This is a genomic window from Enteroscipio rubneri, from assembly GCF_002899715.1.
GTDB lineage: Bacteria > Actinomycetota > Coriobacteriia > Coriobacteriales > Eggerthellaceae > Enteroscipio > Enteroscipio rubneri.
Map to the genome: position 1 here is coordinate 1 of NZ_PPEK01000022.1, position 18,651 is coordinate 18,651.

The 18,651-nt window shown below is 64.5% G+C and carries 17 protein-coding genes; 16 read left to right on the top strand and 1 reads right to left on the bottom strand.

Annotated features, from left to right (window positions below):
• The 6 genes from C2L71_RS11405 to C2L71_RS11430 form a co-directional block, all read left to right on the top strand.
• Nucleotides 1–1,053: HAMP domain-containing sensor histidine kinase (locus C2L71_RS11405; RefSeq protein WP_103265886.1), on the top strand; the 1,053-nt coding region annotated here is incomplete at its 5' end.
• Nucleotides 1,054–1,116: 63 nt separating this feature from the next.
• The gene (locus C2L71_RS11410) at nucleotides 1,117–1,890 is read left to right on the top strand and encodes an ABC transporter ATP-binding protein (protein WP_103265887.1); all 774 of its coding nucleotides are present in this window, start codon (nucleotides 1,117–1,119) and stop codon (nucleotides 1,888–1,890) included.
• An 11-nt stretch (nucleotides 1,891–1,901) separates the two neighbouring features.
• A complete protein-coding gene (locus tag C2L71_RS11415) occupies nucleotides 1,902–4,343 on the top strand; it encodes an ABC transporter permease (RefSeq protein WP_103265888.1) in 2,442 nt (813 codons plus the stop codon).
• 71 nt (nucleotides 4,344–4,414) lie between these two features.
• Nucleotides 4,415–5,158, top strand: a complete 744-nt coding sequence (locus tag C2L71_RS11420; protein WP_103265889.1) for an ABC transporter ATP-binding protein — start codon at nucleotides 4,415–4,417, stop codon at nucleotides 5,156–5,158.
• Nucleotides 5,152–5,979 carry a hypothetical protein gene (locus tag C2L71_RS11425; protein ID WP_103265890.1) on the top strand — a complete coding sequence of 276 codons (828 nt, stop codon included), beginning with the start codon at nucleotides 5,152–5,154 and terminating at the stop codon, nucleotides 5,977–5,979. Before C2L71_RS11420 ends, C2L71_RS11425 begins: the two co-directional genes overlap by 7 nt.
• Nucleotides 5,980–6,173: 194 nt before the next feature.
• Entirely contained in the window at nucleotides 6,174–6,680 is a 507-nt protein-coding gene (locus C2L71_RS11430) for a GNAT family N-acetyltransferase (protein ID WP_103265891.1), read from the top strand.
• A 134-nt stretch (nucleotides 6,681–6,814) separates the two neighbouring features.
• Here C2L71_RS11430 and C2L71_RS11435 read toward each other — a convergent pair whose 3' ends face one another.
• On the bottom strand, nucleotides 6,815–7,540 hold the full coding sequence (locus C2L71_RS11435) for a B3/B4 domain-containing protein (RefSeq protein ID WP_103265892.1): 726 nt from the start codon (nucleotides 7,538–7,540) through the stop codon (nucleotides 6,815–6,817).
• Between the two features lie 392 nt (nucleotides 7,541–7,932).
• Here C2L71_RS11435 and C2L71_RS11440 point away from each other — a divergent pair, with 392 nt between their 5' ends.
• The 10 genes from C2L71_RS11440 to C2L71_RS11485 all read left to right on the top strand — a co-directional run bounded on the left by C2L71_RS11440 (nucleotide 7,933) and on the right by C2L71_RS11485 (nucleotide 18,600).
• Nucleotides 7,933–9,435, top strand: coding sequence for a response regulator transcription factor (locus C2L71_RS11440; RefSeq protein WP_103265893.1), 1,503 nt, complete (start codon nucleotides 7,933–7,935; stop codon nucleotides 9,433–9,435).
• A gap of 157 nt (nucleotides 9,436–9,592) precedes the next feature.
• Nucleotides 9,593–11,266 carry an FAD-dependent oxidoreductase gene (locus C2L71_RS11445; protein WP_157938982.1) on the top strand — a complete coding sequence of 558 codons (1,674 nt, stop codon included), beginning with the start codon at nucleotides 9,593–9,595 and terminating at the stop codon, nucleotides 11,264–11,266.
• 351 nt (nucleotides 11,267–11,617) lie between these two features.
• Nucleotides 11,618–11,863: a 30S ribosomal protein S16 gene (rpsP, locus tag C2L71_RS11450; protein ID WP_103265895.1), complete on the top strand. Its 246-nt coding sequence runs from the start codon at nucleotides 11,618–11,620 to the stop codon at nucleotides 11,861–11,863.
• A gap of 10 nt (nucleotides 11,864–11,873) precedes the next feature.
• On the top strand, nucleotides 11,874–12,128 hold the full coding sequence (locus C2L71_RS11455) for a KH domain-containing protein (protein WP_103265896.1): 255 nt from the start codon (nucleotides 11,874–11,876) through the stop codon (nucleotides 12,126–12,128).
• On the top strand, nucleotides 12,129–12,662 hold the full coding sequence (locus C2L71_RS11460) for a ribosome maturation factor RimM (RefSeq protein WP_103265897.1): 534 nt from the start codon (nucleotides 12,129–12,131) through the stop codon (nucleotides 12,660–12,662).
• Nucleotides 12,663–12,736: 74 nt separating this feature from the next.
• Nucleotides 12,737–13,600 (top strand): tRNA (guanosine(37)-N1)-methyltransferase TrmD, encoded by an 864-nt coding sequence (gene trmD, locus C2L71_RS11465; protein WP_103265898.1) that lies wholly within the window; start codon nucleotides 12,737–12,739, stop codon nucleotides 13,598–13,600.
• Between the two features lie 399 nt (nucleotides 13,601–13,999).
• Entirely contained in the window at nucleotides 14,000–14,566 is a 567-nt protein-coding gene (lepB, locus tag C2L71_RS11470) for a signal peptidase I (protein ID WP_103265899.1), read from the top strand.
• Between the two features lie 58 nt (nucleotides 14,567–14,624).
• Nucleotides 14,625–15,620: a glycine--tRNA ligase subunit alpha gene (locus C2L71_RS11475; protein WP_103265900.1), complete on the top strand. Its 996-nt coding sequence runs from the start codon at nucleotides 14,625–14,627 to the stop codon at nucleotides 15,618–15,620.
• Nucleotides 15,613–17,703: a glycine--tRNA ligase subunit beta gene (glyS, locus tag C2L71_RS11480; RefSeq protein WP_103265901.1), complete on the top strand. Its 2,091-nt coding sequence runs from the start codon at nucleotides 15,613–15,615 to the stop codon at nucleotides 17,701–17,703. The genes C2L71_RS11475 and glyS overlap by 8 nt, the downstream gene beginning before the upstream one ends.
• Nucleotides 17,704–17,709: 6 nt before the next feature.
• Nucleotides 17,710–18,600, top strand: coding sequence for a pyruvate, water dikinase regulatory protein (locus C2L71_RS11485; RefSeq protein ID WP_103265902.1), 891 nt, complete (start codon nucleotides 17,710–17,712; stop codon nucleotides 18,598–18,600).
• The last annotated feature ends 51 nt before the right edge of the window (nucleotides 18,601–18,651 follow it).

Below are 18,651 nucleotides of genomic sequence, written 5' to 3' on the forward strand. Positions count from 1 at the left end.
CCTTCGGGCAGCTCGGCGCAGACCGTGGAGCTGAACGCGGCCCGCGCCGAGCTGCCCGAAGGCGCGGACGCGGAGGCCGCCGACGCCGCGCTCTCGCGCGCGCAGGATGCGCTGCGCGCGGCGTCCGATGCTCGCGGCAGCCTCCCCGTCACGCTCATCTGGGCGCTCGCCGCGCTCGGCGCGGCATTCGCATGGGGCGTCGTCGCCTACCTCTACGTCGGCGTCGTGCGCCCCTTCATGCGGCTGGAGGCGTTCGCGCAGGACGTGGCTGCGGGCAACCTCGACACCCCGCTCGCCTACGAGCGCAACAATCCGTTCGGACGCTTCACCTGGGCGTTCGATAACATGCGCGTGGAGATCAAACGCGCCCGCGCCGCCGAGGCCGAGGCCGTGGAGCAGGGCAAGACGGCCGTCGCCGCGCTGTCGCACGACATCAAGACGCCCATCGCGTCCATCCGCGCCTACTCCGAGGCGCTCGAGCTGGGCCTCGCGCGCGACGAGGAGGAGCGCGAGGGCTACGCGCGCACCATCGCGCGCAAGTGCGACGAGGTGACGTCGCTCACCGACGACCTGTTCCTCCACGCGCTCGCCGACCTCGACCGCATCCAGGTGCGCTGCGAGGAAGCGCCCATCGCCTGCGTCGTGGCCCGGGCGGTCGCGGACTTCGACGCGGGCGGCACCGTGACGCTCGGGCGCCTCGACGAGGCGCAGGCGAGCTGCGACCCGAGGCGCCTCGAGCAGGCGATCGGGAACCTGCTGGCGAACGCCGCCAAGTACGCGCCCGGCGCGGACGTGGAGGTGGAGGGCGTCCTCGACACCGCCGCGCGCGCCTATCGCGTGCGCGTGCGCGACCGCGGCCCCGGCATCCCGCCCGAGGACCTGCCGTTCGTCGCCGACCGTTTCTACCGCGGCTCGAACGCCGGCGATGCGCCGGGCGCGGGCCTCGGGCTGTTCATCGTGCGCTACCTGGTTGAGCAGATGGGAGGCGGCTTAAGCCTCGAGAACGCCGAGCCCGGCCTCGCCGCCATCCTCGAATTCCCCCTCGCATCTTAAGGACGCCTTAATGTTCGCGCGGCTACGATGCCTTCCAACGAATAGGCGAGACGAGAGGGCATCATGAAGAATCCCATCATCCAAACCGAGCGGCTGTGCAAGAGCTACGCGGCCGACGGGGTGCAGACCCACGTGCTGAGCAACGTCGACCTGACGCTCTACGAAGGCGATTTCACCGCCATCATGGGGCCGTCGGGCTCCGGCAAGTCCACGCTTCTGTACTGCCTTTCCGGTATGGACGCCCCGACGGCCGGCGACGTGCGCTATCGAGGCTCGTCCATCACCGGCTTGCGCGAGCGCGACATGGCCGAGCTGCGCGCGCAGCGCTTCGGGTTCGTGTTCCAGCAGGCTCACCTCGTGTCGAACCTCACGCTGTTCGAGAACGTGGCCGTGCCCGGCTATCTGAAGGCCGGCCGCTCGGCTGCCGACACGCGCGCGGTCGCGCAGGCGTTCGTCGAGCGTATGGGGCTCGATGCCGACGCGCATCATCTTCCCAGCCAGGCCTCCGGCGGCCAGCAGCAGCGCTGCGCCGTGGCCCGCAGCGTGGTGAACGATCCCGACATCGTGTTCGCCGACGAGCCCACCGGGGCGCTCAACCGCGCGAACACGTTCGAGGTGCTCTCGCTGCTTTGCGAGCTGAACGGCAGCGGCCAGTCGATCTGCATGGTCACGCATGACGTGCTGTGCGCCCTGCGCGCGAACCGCGTGCTGTACCTGGAGGACGGCTCGATCAAAGGCGAGCTCGAGCTGCCGGCCTTCCGCGGCGGCGACGGCGGCGCCTACCTCAAGGCCCGCGACGCCCAGGTGAACGCCTGGCTGTCGTCGCTGGCTTGGTAGGGGGGTGCGAGATGGCGCTCATGCGAACGCTCGTCGCGGCTGGCCTCAAACGGGGGAAGGGCTCGTTCGCGGGCATCTTCCTGCTCATGGCCCTCACCGCCGCTGCGCTCACCTTCACCGTGAGCATATACGCGGACTTGAACGCCCGCGAGGAGGCCGCGCTTGCCGAGATCGGGGCGGGCGACGTATATGCCGTCGATATGGCGACGAACCTCACTGACGAGGTGGCCGCCGAGGTGGAGGCGCTGTCCGAGGTAAGCGAGGCGCGGTTGAACGGCGCCCTCTCCGTTCCCGTGAGGTTCTACGATGCGGGCGGCGAGGCCGTGGACAAGAACCCCACCTCGGGCACCGCGCTTGTGGCTTGGGGCGACGCCCTCGGCTTCCGCCTGTTCTCCGACGACGGGACGCGTCTCGTTGACGGGGCTTTCGAGCCGGGCCCCGACGAGGTCTACGTGCCGGCGTCGCTCAAGGTCGCTCCTGGCGTTCAGGTAGGCGACGAGCTGGAAGTGGTGGTGGGCGACGAGGCGCGTCGCTTCACCATCGCGGGATTCTTCGAGGATCCTCAGCTTGGCACGCCGTTTCTGGAGATGAAACGCTACGTGGTGGCGCAGGGAGCCTACGACGAGGTGGGCTCGCTCGTCGACGCGATCGTCGCGCAGGGCGGCGAACCGGCCGACGTTCTTTCTTCCTCGTCGAAGATGTCGGCGTATCGCATGGCCGAGATCAACGTGCGCTTGTCGGACGAGGCCCGCGCGACGGGCACGACCTCGACCGACCTCGCCCGGCTCATCGCGGATGAGGTGGCCTGGGCGAACACGGCAACGGGCATGTTCGCCGCCGACACGCTTGCCGGCTATGCCATGATGGTCGTGGTCATCGGCGGCGCCGTCCTGGGCGTGTTCGCGCTGCTGCTGTTCGTGATAGCGCTCGTCATCTGCACGCACGCCATCGCGACGTCCATCGAGGAGGATTACGCGGACTACGGCACGCTCAAGGCCCTCGGCTTGTTGAACCGCTCGCTGCGCGGCATGCTGGGCGTGGAGTACGTGGGCGTGAGCCTTCTGGGACTCGCGGCCGGCCTCGGGTTGGGCTGGGCGCTCGTGCCTCCCGTCCTGCCGTTCTTCGCGCAATTCACCGGCGTGCTGGCGACGAACGCAGCGCCTCCTGCGGCGGCGCTGCTCCTTTTGGCGGCGCTGCTGGCGCTGGTCGCGGCCGTCGTCGTATGCAAGACGCACAAGCTCTCGCGCATCTCGCCGCTCGTCGCTTTCCGGGGCGGCGCGGCCGACGTGACGTTCCGCAGTCGGGCTGCCCGCCCGTTGGGCGGCTCCCACCTCGGTTTGGGGTTGGCCGTGCGCGCTATCGTATCGGCGAAGCGCCGCTACGTGGGGCTTGCGGGATGTGCGCTGGTCATGTGTGCATTCATCGTGCTCGTGTTCGGCATAGGCGGCGCGCTCGGCGGCCCGAATGCGGCGAAGGAGGCTTTCGGCATGTGGACGAGCGACGTGTCGGCCACCCTCGTCTCGCCCGACGCGAGCTTCGACGAGGTGGAGCGGGTCATCGAAGAGGTCAGCCCCATAGAGAAGTCGTGGAAGGAGTCGTTCGCCATGGTGAGCTTCGGGGGCGAGAGCCACTCGTTCGCGGGCTTGAGCGACCTCTCGCTGGTGACGGGTGTGGTGGCAGGGCGCCTGCCGATTCACGACAACGAGGCGCTCATAGGCGGAAACCTTGCGAAGTCGATGGGTCTTGACATTGGAGACGAGCTGGCTGTCGACGGGGCGGACGGCGAGGAGCGTCGCTTCGTGGTGTGCGGGCTGCTCTCCGCCATGTTCAATGCCGGCTACGGCACCATCCTCACCTACGACGGGGTGTGCGACCTGGCCGGAAAAGGCGCGGACGTCGCCGAGACGGCGCGGCAGTACGTCCTGGCCGATCCGCAGAAGGCCGACGAGGTGCGTGCGGCCATCGAGGCGCGCTTCGGCGATGCGGTGGATGCGCGGCCTGCCGGCATGTTCAGCGATACCGAGGGCATGATCGGCCTTATCCAGCAGCTGTTCACCATCATGGGCTTCGCCATGGCGACGGTCGCCGCGACGCTCGTGTTCCTCGCCGTGTCGCTCATTATCGGGCGCATGTTCACGGCCGAGCGTCACGACTTGGGCGTGTACCGCGCGCTCGGGTTCACGACGCGCGCGCTTCGCGTCCAGTTCGCCCTGCGCTTCTTCCTCGTGGCGCTTGCGGGCTGCTCGGCGGGCGCAACGCTGGCGGCGCTCGGCGGCAGCTGGCTCATGGGGCAGCTGTTCGGCCTCTTCGGCGTTTCGCGCTTCGCCATCGATACGAATCCGCTCATGGTAGGCGGCCTCACGTTGGGCCTTTCGACGCTGTTCCTGATCGCCGCCTACGTGAGCGCCCGCAAAGTGAAGCGCGTGGACGTGCGGGAGCTGGTGGAGGAGTAGAGCTTGCGAGATGCAGGAGCACGGCTTCGCGTATAATGGCTCCAACGCATGACGACGGGAAGGGGCGGATCATGGCGGAAGCGACGTATCCGGGGCAGGGGGCGGCCATCGCCTTCGAATCGCCGGTTCTGCGATGCGCGGGGCTCACGAAGACGTTCGGGGCCGCAACGGCGCTCGACAATGTGTCATTCTCCGTACCGCGCGGGCGCGTGGTAGGGCTGCTCGGGCCCAATGGCAGCGGTAAAACCACGCTTATCAAGCTGGCGGCGGGTCTGCTCACTCCCACGGCAGGCCAGGTGCTCGTGGCCGGCAGCGAACCCGGCCCGCAGACGAAAGCCTTCGTGTCCTATCTGCCGGAGCGACCCTACTTTTCTCCTAGCATCAAGGTTGCCCGCATACTCGATTTCTTCGCGGACTTCTACGCCGACTTCGATCGTCCCCTTGCCGAGGATATGCTCGCACGCTTGCAGGTTCCTCCGAACATTCATATGGGAGCGCTCTCGAAGGGAACGAAGGAGAAGGTGCAACTGGTATTGGTGATGGCCCGCCGAGCAATGCTCTACCTGTTGGATGAACCTATCGGCGGCGTCGATCCGGCCACGCGCGATTACATTCTGGACACCATCATCGGCGCCTACCGTCGCGAGGCCACCATCCTGCTGTCAACGCACCTCGTGGCCGACGTCGAGAGGGTGCTGGACGATTTTATCTTCCTGCAGTACGGCACCATGGTGCTTCACGCGCCGGTGGCCTATGTGCATGAAACGTTCGGCATGAGTGTGGACGACTACTTCAGGGGGGCGTTTCGATGCTAGGGAAGCTGTTCAAATACGATATGGCGGCGCTCACGCGCGTGCTCGCGCCGCTGCATTTGGCGGCGCTGGGCGTGGCGCTTCTGGCTGCGGTATGCGGGCTTGCGGGCAACGGCCTGGGGCAGGCCGCGCACCAGGCGTCTGGAAGCGCGGGGAAGTTGTTCGGCATGTTCGCCGGTTTCGCGTTCATGGCGTTCGGGGTTTGCCTGTTCTTGCTGCTCGTGCTCACGCTGGCCACCTTTTTCGTCGCGGTGCATCGCTTCTACGCCAACCTGTTCACCGACGAGGGCTATCTCACGCTTACGCTGCCTGTTACCGCTCACCAGATCGTGATATCGAAGGTGCTGGCGGCCGCGCTGTGGCTGCTCGTCGATTTTCTGGTGGTTGGCGCCTGCGTTGCTATGGTGCTGTTCGCCATGGACGTGTTCTCGGAGATTCTGAGCAGAAGCGACCAGGTTGGGCTTCCGAGCCTTCCCACGCCGAGCGAATGGCTCTCCTTCGCTCATTCGTTCTTGCAGATCATCGCCTGGTTGATCGCAGCGTATGCCGCGCTCGCCGCAGGCTCCGCTGCCGCGCGCCACAAGGTTGCGGCGAGCATCGGAGCATTCCTGCTCATCGCCGTGGCTGTAGGTGTGGTGATGGCGTTGCTCAATGTGTTCGCGTTTTCGGCACTTTCGGCCCTCGCGCCTGCCTACCCGATCGGGTCGCTCGACCCGTATGGGCCGGCGTCGAACATGATAGGCAACGTTGTCATGGTTGCGCTGGCGGCGTGTTCGTATGTCGCGTGCGTCGTTCGTCTCAAGCGGCACGTGAACTTGGCATGAATGGCGCCCGTGCGATGTAGACGGGCGTTTTCGAGGACGATGATTGCCGGTCATCCAGGTTGAGAAGATCGGTGGCGAATATGCCTTCGGGTGCGGGCTTTTTCGAGCCCGCACGAGGATGTCACCCCCAGTGCGATCGTTGATGCTATACTGGCGCTCGCAGAGAACCGGATCGGCAGGAAAGGAAGGGCTGCATGGCGCTTGAAATTCGCCCGTACCGCGAGGAGGATCTTGCGGGCATGATACGGGTGTGGAACGAGGTCGTGGAGGCAGGCAATGCGTTTCCGCAGATCGATCCACTGACGATGGAGACGGCTGGCGCGTTCTTCTCCTCACAGACCCTCACCACGGTTGCCGATCTGGACGGGCGCCTCTTTGGTCTCTACATCCTGCATCCGAACAACGTGGGCCGCTGCGCGCATGTGGCCAACGCAAGCTACGCCGTGGCGTCGAGCGCGCGGGGCCTGGGTCTCGGGCGCGCGCTTGTGGAGGACTCGCTCGAGCAGGCGGCGCGCAAGGGCTTTCGCGGTCTGCAGTTCAATGCCGTCGTGGCCAGCAACGAAGGCGCTGTTCATCTATACGAGGACATGGGCTTTACGCGCGTCGGCACCATTCCCGGTGGCTTCGTGAACTTCATGGGCGCCTACGAGGACATGTACATCTACTACAAGAATACGTTGAACGCCCAGCGCTCCTGCTGAGGCTAGTCGGAGCCGTCCGGTCGGACGGCGCGAAATCGTAGACCGAAACACATGCTTTGAGGCGGGACAGCGCGCCTTTCGAGCGACCATGCTTGCGATTCTAATACGGTATCCGTAGAGCGGTAGGAGCGGTGCTATTCCGCGATGACGAGTTCTGGATGCGCACGGTCGACCACCGCGCGTGCGATCACCTCAGCGCCCAGGTAGCGCTTCATGAGATCCGCGAACTCGTCGAGGGCGCCGTCCAGTTCGCACGTGCGCGCGGGATCGACGCACTCGACGATGAGAAACGCGTTCTCCGAATCGTCCTTGAGCGCCGTGCGTTGGCCATCGCGCCAGTTGAAGCAGCGACACACCGCTCCCTCATCGTCGCGATAGCACAGCTCGCCGGGCAGGGTCGGATCGTCCTTGTCCTCGCCGAGAGCCCTGAACGCATCGCCTCCTTCGGTGATGCCGAGCCTGAGATCGCCCGCGAAGGCGTCGATGTCCTCGCCGCCTACCGGCAACGCATATTTAAGCGAGATGGCATTATATATATCCACCGACGGTGTGATGGATCGCACAGGATTGTCTTTGAGCACGCGTTTGAGCAGGTTTTCGATGGAACAGCGCGCGCCCTTCTTCGTCTTGAACTTCTGGTAGGCCTCGCGCCATACGCGCACTACTTCGTTCTCCGAGATGGTAGTGCTTGTCAGATAGGAATTGGCTCGCTCGTTCGCCTCGCGCAGAAGCTTTGCGACGGCGGCGGCATCGTCGGCCGACACCTCGGCGGCGCCTTTCATGCCGCGTATGACGATGATGCCCACGGCGGCATGGGGGAACAACTCCCAGAATGAGTCCTCGGCGATGAACTTCTGCATGATAGTCTCCCGTCTTCGCGTCGCGTGCGCGATCGCATTCCGTTTCAGGCTGGGTTCCAAACGCATCGGGCTTGCTTTCCGACCTGACGAAAAGCGTGCTTGCGCGTTTTCAATCTGCTCGACGGCACATCGTTCTGAAACCGGGTGCGAGCGTACTATAGGGAAAGCCGCCGGTCAAGAAGGACCCGCAGCGGCTGCTACCGCGTCAATCCCATAAGGCGGGGTTGTCCTGTCGCTTGCTTTGCTCGCGTGCGGCCATCCTCTGCTTCGAAACGGCTTCCCTCTACGGGCTACGCACGCTCGTCTTTTCTGTTTCCTGTTAGAATATTCTTCCGGATCGAGGGTGCGCCCGACCACGTGGCACGCGCCTTTCGTCGAGAAGCGGAGCGGTTATGGGATCGTCGGGTGCGGCGGATATACGACAGCACGGCTCGTATTTGGGTCTGGGACTGTATTGGGCGTGGGTGACCGTCGTTTTTTACAGCGATGCGCTCGCCCCCTTGCCGTCCGGTGCCGATGGGCTCGTCGAGCAGATATGGCTCTGGGCCACCTGGTCGCACATGATCGGCCTGTTTGCGTGCGCCATGCTTGCGGATCGGTTGAAGAGCCTCTTCTCGAATCGCATATTCTGCGCCGGAGGCGCGGTGGGCAGCGCGCTCGGGTCGGCGGCGATCCCGGCGGCGCTGCTTCTTCTGGATCCGTCGAGTCCGGCGTGCGGGACGATTGTCGTGGTCGCAGCTGTTTTCATCGGATTCAGCAGCGCGTGGCACGTACTGCAATGGGCAGAGCTCTATGCCGCCGGAGCGGGACATGCCGTCGCCTCGCTCTCGCTGCTGTCGTTTTCCATCGGACTGTCATTGTACTTTCTCGTTTCGCTCTTTCCGCCTCTCGTTGCTACGTCGATGACGGTGCTCCTCCCTCTGTTTTCGGGTTTGGCAATGGCCGCTTGTCGCAGCGGGCACGATGTAGGCGCAGAGGCAGCCGAGGCAGCGGTTCCGTCGGGCTTGCCCGGCGACCTTGCGCTTGCCGTCGTAGCGACGTTCGTGTTCGCTCTGTGCGGCGAGATGCTGCGCGTGCTCTCGATACAAATCATGGGCGGAGGCGTCGATACGATGGGAACCCTGTATTTGGCAGGCGGCCTTGTGGGGCTCCTTCTGCTTACTGCATGGTTTCTCTTGCCGGGTGGCAGAACCCGTACCGTGATCACGCCCCCGCTCGTGCGCACGGTTCTGGTGATCATGGCGGTTGCGTTTCTGCTTGCTCCCTTTCTCGGCGGGCAGGCGCTTGCCGTATCCTACGGCATTTTCGGTGCGGGCTTCTGGTGTTTCCGCGCCATCAGCTGGATTGTCTGCTTCATGTTGTCGTTCAGATTCGGGTATCGGCCTGTTCGAGCAGTGGCCGTGCTCGACGGAGCTTTCGCATTGTCCGTGGTCGTGAGCGGCCAGCTCAACCTTTGGGTGGCCGAGTCCATCAAGGTGGGCCGCATCGAGTTGACGGCGGTATCGCTGGTGGCCGTTTTCGTACTCATGCTCACCGCTATCTTCGTGCTCAACGGAAAGGGCATCGGGCAGCTGCTGCGCAACGAAAACGTCGGGGAAGCGCGCGAGGGCACCGATACGATCGCTTCGTCGCACGACGATGTTATCGCGGAGGCGGTGGGGGGCATCGCGCGGGACTTCGGGCTGTCCCCACGCGAAACCGAGGTTGCCGAGCTTTTGGCGAAGGGGCGCAGTCTCCCGTTCGTCCAAAACGAGCTCTACATATCGTCGGGCACCGCCCAGACCCATGCCCGCCATATCTACCGGAAGCTCGACGTCCACTCGCGCCAGGAGTTCCTCGACCTTGTCGAGGCGCGGCTTGCCTCGCCTCGATCGTCTGGCAGCCGTATCGGATAGCGCCCGCACCTGGTTAGACGCCAATATCAGCGATTTCATGTGATGCCGATCATCCATTTAGCGGATGGTGTCCCGCTTCCGTTTGCACAACCATAGGGCCCATGGGATATCCCGGGCGCAGCTCGGGGATCGTATGCAAAACGGAGGAGGAATTGCGATGACCAGGTATGCGAAAGAGAAGAAGGGTCTGACGCGCAGGACGTTTTTGACCGGGGCCGCGTTTACGGGCGTTGCGACGGCGGCCGCCGCTGCGGGGCTCGCAGGGTGTGCTCCAACAGGTGCGGAGGAGGTTTCCACCGACCGAGCGGGCAATGCAGCGCAGACTTCCGATTTGGCTATCGCGACGGTTCCCGTTGCGGAGGCGGGCGAACCCGCACGCGAGTGCGACTATCTCGTCATAGGGGGAGGCAACTGCGGCATGATGTCGGCGGCGCACGCCGGCTCGCTCGGTCTCTCGACCATTTTGTTGGAGAAGAGCTCGGTGACGGGCGGCTCGTCGGTGGGCACGGAGGTGACCATGGCGTTCTCGGACTGCAAGATCATGCAGGAGTGCGCCGACGATCCGAACGTGATCAACATGAGCCAGCCAACCGGTACCTATGACGAGCTGTACACGTACTTCATGATGCATAATTCATGGGAAGCCAATGCCGAGCTTGTGTCGAACTACGTGAAGAACAACCACCGCCAGCACGATTTTCTCTACGAGCACGGAGCCTATCCCATGATGCTCCTGCCATCGCTCGATGCTCCCGGCGGCGGCATTATGTACGAGGGGCAAGGCGTCGGCGCCTTCGAGGTCATGCAGGCTGCGGCCGAGGAGTACGGCGTCGAGATCATCACGTCCGCCCCAGCCACTGCGCTCGTAGTCGACGAGGCAGGCGCGGTGGCGGGCGCTCTGGCAAAGATCGACAACGAGTCCGCATTTGTGAAAGCGAAAGCCGTGTTCGTGGGCACGGGCGGATTCTCGAACAACCAAGAGATGATCGAGCGCTATATACCCGGTTATGGGACGCTCGCATGGAAAAACGATGCGCATCTCGCGCACGACGGCGACGGCATTCGCATGATGCTGGGCGCCGGCGCGGTGGAATCCGATTTGAGCCTGGCTCAGCCCTCGGCGTCGAGCGTAGAGAATGTCGCCTGGGACACCCCTATCGACAAGGCTGCGCGCGAGCCGTACGTATGGGTGAACGCGGTGGGCAAACGCCTTGGCAATGAGAAGTGGTCGGTCATGGACGTCATGTTCAAGGTGGGCATCAAAGAGAACGACTACGTCTACTTCAACGTCATCGATTCGGCTGCGGTTGAGCGCATGGCCTCCGAACCGCTGATGACAAGCGCACGCACGGTTCTCGGTTCGTCCGACCCCGTGCCGGACATGGCCGAGGCGCTCGAGCAGGGCGTGTCAGACGGCACCGTGTTCAAAGGAGAGACTATCGAGGAGTTGGCCGCCGCTGCAGGCATCGATGCAGAGGGCCTTGCGACCACGATGAACGCTTATAACAAAATGGCGAAAGCGGGAGAGGATACTGAGTTCTTCAAAGATCCCGCCGCGCTGTTCCCGGTCGATCAGCCGCCGTTCTATGCGTTCAGGCTCATACCGTCGTGGTATTCCACGCTCTGCGGCGTGAAGATCAACGGGAAGATTCAGGTGGTGAACGGGCAGGGCAAACCTATACCGGGCTTGTACGCCGGCGGGCTTGATTCCGGCGAATTCTTCAAGGACAACTACAACCACGGCTTCTCGGGAGGCTGCTCGGGCTACTCATACTTCACGGGGTTCTTTGCCGCCGATCAGGTTAAGGAATACATCGACGGGTTGCAGTAGCCGCATGTGAGAGACGGTCTTATCGGCGCTCGGCTCCGTCGCAGCCGGGCGCCCGCCGTCCGTGCGAGGTCATGCTTCGAACGAGCTTCGGGGAGGGTCGGGCGCCGGGAAAGAGAAAGCCCGCCCTCTCCACTGCCCAGAGCCCGCGGCCATGGCGGAAAACGTGGGCTTTTCGAGGACGATCCGGGTCGGGGATGCGCGTACGGGCGGCGTTGGGTACAATTCAATGCGGTAATCAGCTTGTCAAACGGGCGTTCAGGCCGTATCATAAGCAATTGCTGTTTTCGCGGAGCTTCCCAAAGGAAGAGCGCCCGCTCGGAGAAACGTAAGAAGCAAAAGGAGTTCATCTTCATGGCAGTCAAAATTCGCCTGGCCCGTCACGGCGCGAAGAAGCGCCCGTACTACCGCATCGTCGTCGCCGATTCGCGCGCTCCGCGCGATGGCAAGTTCATCGAGGAAGTCGGCCGTTACAATCCCTGCGTCGAACCTGCCATGGTTCAGTTCGACATGGAAAAGGTCGATCAGTGGATCAAGAACGGCGCCCAGCCGACCGACACGGTCGCGAGCCTGATCAAGCGCGCTCGCGAGAACGCGTAGGGATGCGCTCATGGCCGAGCAGACGGAAGACATCGCCGGCCTCGTCGATGCCATCGTTCGGCCGCTCGTCGAGTTCGAAGACGATCTCGAGATCGTGGCGAGCGATGCGGAGGACGGATCGATCCTCGTCGAGGTACGCGTGAACGAAGAGGATGCGGGCAAAGTGATCGGTCGTCAAGGTCGCGTCATCAAGGCCATCCGGACGCTTGCGCGTGCAGCTGCTTCGCGTACGAACACGCACGTCGAAGTGGAGCTTCTCGACTAGATGCGCGATTGGATGCATGTGGCCGATCTGGCTAGGACGAAAACGTTGCAGGGGGGACTCGTCGCGCGAAGCGCGTCGGGTCTTCCTTTTTTGCTGCACGAGGGCATGGAGGTTGCGTTCGTCCCTCCCCGGCATGAAGCGCCGCGCCGGAGCATCGTAAAAAGCGTGCGCGAGGAGGGCGATGCCTACGTGGTCGCCTTCGAAGGTGTGGACGACATAGCTACGGCACAGCTGCTGAGCGGCTGCCGGTGCCTTGTCCGTCGCGCCGACGTGCCGGAAGACGCGCGTGCGACGGAACGCGACAGCCTAGCTGGGTGGGAGGTATGCGACGTGCGCACCGGGTTCGTGGGCGTCGTGAGCGATGTGGTGGAGAAACCGGCGCAGACACTCCTCGAGGTCGTGCCGCGCGACGTGGCGCGACAAGACGGAGGGCATGCGATTCTCATCCCGATGGTCGAGGCTTTCATCGCCTCTATCGATGAGGAGGCGCGCAGGATCGACATGACCCTGCCCGAAGGGCTGCTGGATCTCTAGCGCTCCATCGACCGTCCTGTCTGTTCCCGGCATCGTTTCCACCGTTCCGGATCTTTTCGCCGAAAGGACTTCCTGTGGTCATCGAAACGCTTTCGACGTTCCCCTCCATGTACGACTCCGTCATGGGAACATCCATGATGCGCATCGCCCAGGAGAAGGGCATCCTTTCGTTCAAAGCGCACGATCTGCGCGACTGGACGCACGATCGCCATCGCACGACCGACGACGATCCTTACGGCGGCGGAGACGGCCTCGTCATGAAGTGCGAACCCATCTTCGAGGCTTGGGAAGCCGTTGTCGGTTGCCGTTTCGCGCGTATGCCGCAGGCTGAAAAGGGCGCATCCGAACAGGACGGTAGCCGTTCTTCGTGCGCCGGCTCGCAGGCCGGCGAACTCGGGGCTGCTCGAGCGTCGTGTTCCTCCGGCCTTCTTCCCGTCAGCCGTCCCCATACGATATTCCTGTCTCCGCACGGGGAGCCTTTCGACGACGCGCTGGCCTGTGAGCTGGCGCGCGAACAGCGGCTGCTGTTCGTGTGCGGGCATTACGAAGGCATCGACGAACGCGCCTATGCGCTGGCCGATCGCGTGATCTCGCTCGGCGACTACGTGCTCACCAGCGGCGAGCTGGCCAGCATGGTGGTCATCGATGCGGTGGTGCGCAAGCTGCCCGGCGTGCTCGGCGCGGAGACGGGAGCGCTCGACGAGAGCTTCGCCGACGGCCTGCTGGAATACCCCCACTACACGCGCCCGGCCGTGTTTCGCGGCATGGAGGTGCCGCCGGTGCTTCTGTCGGGGGACCATGCAGCCGTCGCGCGCTGGCGGCGCGAGCAGAGCCTCGAGCGCACAGCGCGCCTGCGCCCCGACTTGCTGGAGAGCGTCGAGCTTTCGGCGACGGACTGGAAGCTCCTCTCCGGGCCGGAGGCCGAAGCGGGCGAATGACTCACGGGTCGTGCGGCTTGCACGAGACTTGCGTTTGCGCGGGCTGTATCCCCGACTACTCGAATAGAAGCCATATCGACGTTACGTGACCGGGCGAAACGATGAAAACTTGCTGCGAAGCCGAAGTCAGTCTCGGCGAGCAGGCCGTACAGGCGCAATTTCCGCGCAGGCCTCGAAAGGATGACGCCCATGGAAACCCGCAGCCTGTCGCGATCTGGCCTCTCCGCCGCGCGGCTTTCGAGGCGACCTCGGGCCCCTGACTTTCCCCCGATGATCGGGAAATTTCTGCAAAGTTTGTCGAGCGAAGCGAGCCGTTCGTTCCGAAGCGCTATCATATACCCTCGCGACTTTATTCGGGCGACTTCGGTGAGCCCGTGCAGAGGAGGATGGACAGACTTCATGGATTCCGGTCAGCACGCCGTTTCCCATCGTTCGGGCATACTGGGTACGTTCTTCAAATTGCTCTTCATGGTGGCCTTCATCCTGGGGCTGTCGTGGTTGCTGCGCACCTTCGTATTCCAAACCTACGAGATTCCCTCCGGCTCTATGGAGGACACCATCATGACGGGGGACATGGTTTTTGCCGAGAAGGTGAGCTACTACTTCCGCGAGCCTGAACCCGGCGACATCGTAACCTTCCAGGATCCCCAAATACCGGGCCGCGTTCTCATTAAACGGTGCATCGCCGTGGGCGGGCAGACGGTGGACATAGGCGACGAAGACGGTCTCGTGCGCGTGGACGGGGTGGCGCTCTCGGAACCCTATACCGATGGTGCGCCATCTTTTACCCTTTCGGGGGGCGTGTCGTTTCCCTATACGGTGCCCGAAGGCTCCATCTGGGTGATGGGGGACAACCGCACGAACTCACAGGACTCGCGCTACTTCGGCGCCGTTCCCGTTTCGTCGGTGACGGGTCGCGGCGCGCTCGTGTACTGGCCCGTGAGCGATTTCGGTCTGCTGGACTGACGCGGGGGACCGAGCGAGGGCGATCGGGAACACAACGATCTGAAAGACAAGGAGAGCCATGCCAACCGAAATCTCCCCGGTGACGACTGGGCGGTCCGAGGGGACGCCGCCGACGTTCCAGGACGTCATCATGAATCTACAGCGCTATTGGGGCGACCAGGGCTGCGTCGTCCTGCAGCCCTACGATAACGAGGTGGGCGCCGGCACGAACGCCCCGGCCACCACGCTGCGCTCCTTGGGCCCCGATACGTGGCGCACCTGCTACGTGCAGGGCAGCCGCCGTCCGACGGACGGTCGTTACGGCGAGAACCCGAACCGCACCCAGCACTACTTCCAGTTCCAGGTGCTCATGAAGCCCTCGCCCGACAACATCCAGGATCTGTACCTGGGAAGCCTGCGCGCCATCGGCATCGACGTGGACGCGCACGACGTGCGCTTCGTCGAGGACGACTGGGAGAGCCCGACGCTCGGCGCGTGGGGTCTGGGCTGGGAAGTGTGGATCGACGGCATGGAGGTGACGCAGTTCACCTACTTCCAGCAGGTGGGCGGCTTCGAGTGCAACCCCGTGCCCGTGGAGATCGCCTACGGTCTCGAGCGCCTCACCATGTTCGTGCAGGGCGTGGACTCAATGTTCGACATCGTGTGGAGCCGCGGCGCCGACGGCGTGGACTTCACCTACGGCGACGTGTACCTCGAGAACGAGCGCCAGTACTCGCGCTACAACTTCGAGGTGGCCGACACGGACTTTCTGTTCCAGGAGTTCAACGATCGCGAGGCCGAGTGCCTGCGCACGCTGGAGGCGGGGTTGCCGCTGCCTGCCTACGACAGCGTGCTCAAGTGCTGCCACGCCTTCAACCTGCTCGACGCGCGCGGCGTGATATCCGTCACCGAGCGCATGGCCTACATCCTACGCGTGCGCACCATCGCCAAGGCGGTGTGCGCGTCGTACATGGAGCACGTGGTGGGCATCAAGCCCGCCGAGGAAGACGAGGCCGCCGAAGATGGTGCCTCGGCATCCAAGCCCAAGGCGGGGAAGGAGGCCGGCTGTGAGTAACCTGCATACGCTCGCATTCGAGATCGGCACCGAGGAGATTCCGGCGTTCGACCTGCATCGCGCAACCCAGCAGCTGGAGAAACTCGTGCCCGAAGCGCTCGATCGGGTGCGCATCCCGCACGGAGACGTGGCCGTCTACACCACGCCGCGGCGCCTCATCATGATCGTGTCCGATGTGGCCGATGAGACCGCTGCCCTCGAAGAGGTCTTCAGAGGCCCCTCCTCCAAGATCGCGTTCGACGCCGACGGCAACCCGACGAAGGCCGCCACGGGCTTCGCGCGCGGCAAGGGCGTCGAAGTCGGCGCACTCGAGCGCCGCGAGGAAGGTGGTGTGGAGTACGTGTTCGCCACCCGCAGCATCGCCGCGCGCGACGTGGCCGAGCTCTTGCCCGGCGTGCTGGAAGGCGTGATCGCCGGCATCTCGTGGCCAAAGTCGTGCCGCTGGGGCACCACGAGCGAGTACTTCTCGCGCCCAGTGCGCTGGCTCGTGGCGCTGCTGGACGAGCGCGTGATCCCCGTGCGGTTCGCGGGCCTCGAGGCCGGCAACCTCACGCGCGGCCATCGTTTCCTGGCGCCTGGCCCCCATGAGGTGCCCACGGCCGCCGATTTGCTGGGCGTCGTCGAGGCCGCGCACGTGGTCACGAGCGAACAGGCTCGCGAGGCCGTCATCCGCGCCGGCGTGGCCGAGGCCGAGCGGCGTACGGGTGCGCGCGCCGAGCTTCCCGAGAAGACGCTGCTGGAGGTCGTGAACCTCTGCGAGCAGCCCACCGTGCTCGTGGGCTCCTTCGACGAGGAGTTCCTGCGCGTCCCCGAGGAGATCATCGTCGACGCCATGCTCATGCACCAGCGCTACTTCCCGCTGTACGACGCGGACGGCAAGCTCACCAACAACTTCATCGTCGTGACCAACGGCGACCCGGCGCATGCCGACACCATCATCGACGGCAACGAGCGCGTGGTGCGCGCCCGCCTGTCCGACGCGAAGTTCTTCTACGAGGAGGATCTCAAGCACCCGCTGGAGGCGTACGTCGACCGTTTGGACGAGGTGGTGTTCCAGGAGACCCTCGGCACGATGAAGGCGAAGGCTGACCGCATCGTGGCGCTGGCGAAGCACCTCGCCGCCGACGCGCAGCTGGACGCCGCCGACGCCGCCGACGCCGAGCGCGCCGCGTACCTGGCCAAGGCCGACCTCGTGACGAACGCCGTCGTGGAGTTCACGAGCGTCCAGGGCGTCATGGGTTCCTACTACGCCGCTGCTTGCGGCGAGAACGACCAGGTGGCGCGCGCCATCGCCGACCACTACCGCCCGCGCTTCTCCGGCGACGAGCCGCCTGCGTCCGACGTGGGGCGGATCGTGGCCATGGCCGACAAGCTGGATACCGTCTGCGGCCTGTTCGCCGCGGGCCAGGCTCCCACCGGCTCGTCTGACCCGTTCGCGCTGCGCCGCAGCGCCATCGGCATCGTGGCTATGCTGGAAGCGGGCCTGCCCGTGTCGCTGTCCGCCGCGATCGACGCGGCGCTCGGCACCTACGAGAATGCCGGGATCGACTACGATCGGGACGCGGTCCGCGCCGAAGTGGCCGACTTCTTCGTGACGCGCACGAAGGTCATGCTGCGCGACGGCGGCTGCGCCCCCGACGCCGTGGAGGCCGTGCTGGCCACGGGTGTAGAGGAGCCGGCGCAGATCATCGCCCGCACTCGCGCCCTCGAGGCCGCGCGCGTGGATGACCCCGACACGTTCGCCGACCTGGCCACGGCCTACGCCCGCGCCAACAACCTGCGCGACGCGAGCCTGGGCGCCGAGGTGGACGAGACGCTGGCGGCCGACGCCGAGCGCGCGCTGCTCGCCGCCGCCGATGAAGCTGCGGCGCGCGTGGGGGAGGCCCTCGGCTCCGACGACTACGCGGCTGCCCTCTCTGCCCTCGCCGCCCTGCGCGCGCCCATCGATGCGTTCTTCGAGGACGTGCTCATCATGGACGAGGATCGGGCCCTGCGCGAGAACCGCCTGCGCCTGCTCAACCGCTTCGTCGCCGCGTTCGCCCACGTAGCGGACTTCGGCAAGATGGCCAAGGGACAGAAGTAGGGATCCATGGACTTCGACGATCTCGTCATCTGCGAGAACCTCACGTCGCTGCCTACCATCCATGTTGTCAGCGACTCGGTGGGCCTCACGGCCCAGGCGGTGGCCCGTGCGGCTGCCGCCCAGTTCGGCGTCACGAACCCTTGTATTGAGGTTCTGCCGAAGGTTCGCACGTTCGCCGAGATCAAAGAGTTCATCGATGTGCACAGCGCTTTCCACCGCAAACTCACGGGGGATGGGCGCATGCTCGTGTTCTATACGCTCGTAGATGCGTCTCTCTCGCGCAGCCTTGAGAACTACGCCGCTTCGCGCGAGGACATAGTGGCCGTCGACCTCATGACCGAAGCTATCGGCGCCATTGCGGGCATGACCGGGCTCACGCCTTCCACGAAGCCGGGCGGACTGCATGTAGCAGACCAGTACTATTTTCGACGTATCGAGGCCATCGAGTTCACCATCGCTCACGACGATGGACGCAATCCCCAGGAGCTCTCGCGCGCCGATATCGTCCTTCTTGGCGTGTCGCGCTCCTCTAAGACGCCTACCTCGATCTACTTGTCCCAGCAGGGCTACAAGGTGGCTAATATTCCGCTCGATCCCCATACCGAGCCGCCGGTCGAACTCGAGCAGGTTGAGCCTACGCGGCTGTTTGGGCTCATGACCACGGCCGATGTGCTCGTAGGCATCCGAAAGCGCCGTTTGGGCAACGCCGGCGTCGTCGCGTCGAGCTATGCCGATCCCGAATATGTGTACCAAGATCTCGAGCAGGCTCGTGCGCTGATGCGCAAACTCGGCTGTATCGTGATCCACACCGAAAATCGTGCCGTTGAGGAAACAGCGCAGGAAATTTTGCGTTACTATGAGCGGGCGCATCCCCCATCTGCTGATATGATGGGCTAGGCCTGTGACTTGGGTTTGAAACGTTAGATACGTCGGTTAAAGGAGAAAAAG

Coding starts and splice junctions, on each gene's coding strand:
- C2L71_RS11410 (WP_103265887.1), top strand. CDS start 1,117: ATGAAGAATCCCATCATCCAAACCGAGCGGCTGTGCAAGAGCTACGCG.
- C2L71_RS11415 (WP_103265888.1), top strand. CDS start 1,902: ATGGCGCTCATGCGAACGCTCGTCGCGGCTGGCCTCAAACGGGGGAAG.
- C2L71_RS11420 (WP_103265889.1), top strand. CDS start 4,415: ATGGCGGAAGCGACGTATCCGGGGCAGGGGGCGGCCATCGCCTTCGAA.
- C2L71_RS11425 (WP_103265890.1), top strand. CDS start 5,152: ATGCTAGGGAAGCTGTTCAAATACGATATGGCGGCGCTCACGCGCGTG.
- C2L71_RS11430 (WP_103265891.1), top strand. CDS start 6,174: ATGGCGCTTGAAATTCGCCCGTACCGCGAGGAGGATCTTGCGGGCATG.
- C2L71_RS11435 (WP_103265892.1), bottom strand. CDS start 7,540: ATGCAGAAGTTCATCGCCGAGGACTCATTCTGGGAGTTGTTCCCCCAT.
- C2L71_RS11440 (WP_103265893.1), top strand. CDS start 7,933: ATGGGATCGTCGGGTGCGGCGGATATACGACAGCACGGCTCGTATTTG.
- C2L71_RS11445 (WP_157938982.1), top strand. CDS start 9,593: ATGACCAGGTATGCGAAAGAGAAGAAGGGTCTGACGCGCAGGACGTTT.
- rpsP (WP_103265895.1), top strand. CDS start 11,618: ATGGCAGTCAAAATTCGCCTGGCCCGTCACGGCGCGAAGAAGCGCCCG.
- C2L71_RS11455 (WP_103265896.1), top strand. CDS start 11,874: ATGGCCGAGCAGACGGAAGACATCGCCGGCCTCGTCGATGCCATCGTT.
- C2L71_RS11460 (WP_103265897.1), top strand. CDS start 12,129: ATGCGCGATTGGATGCATGTGGCCGATCTGGCTAGGACGAAAACGTTG.
- lepB (WP_103265899.1), top strand. CDS start 14,000: ATGGATTCCGGTCAGCACGCCGTTTCCCATCGTTCGGGCATACTGGGT.
- C2L71_RS11475 (WP_103265900.1), top strand. CDS start 14,625: ATGCCAACCGAAATCTCCCCGGTGACGACTGGGCGGTCCGAGGGGACG.
- C2L71_RS11485 (WP_103265902.1), top strand. CDS start 17,710: ATGGACTTCGACGATCTCGTCATCTGCGAGAACCTCACGTCGCTGCCT.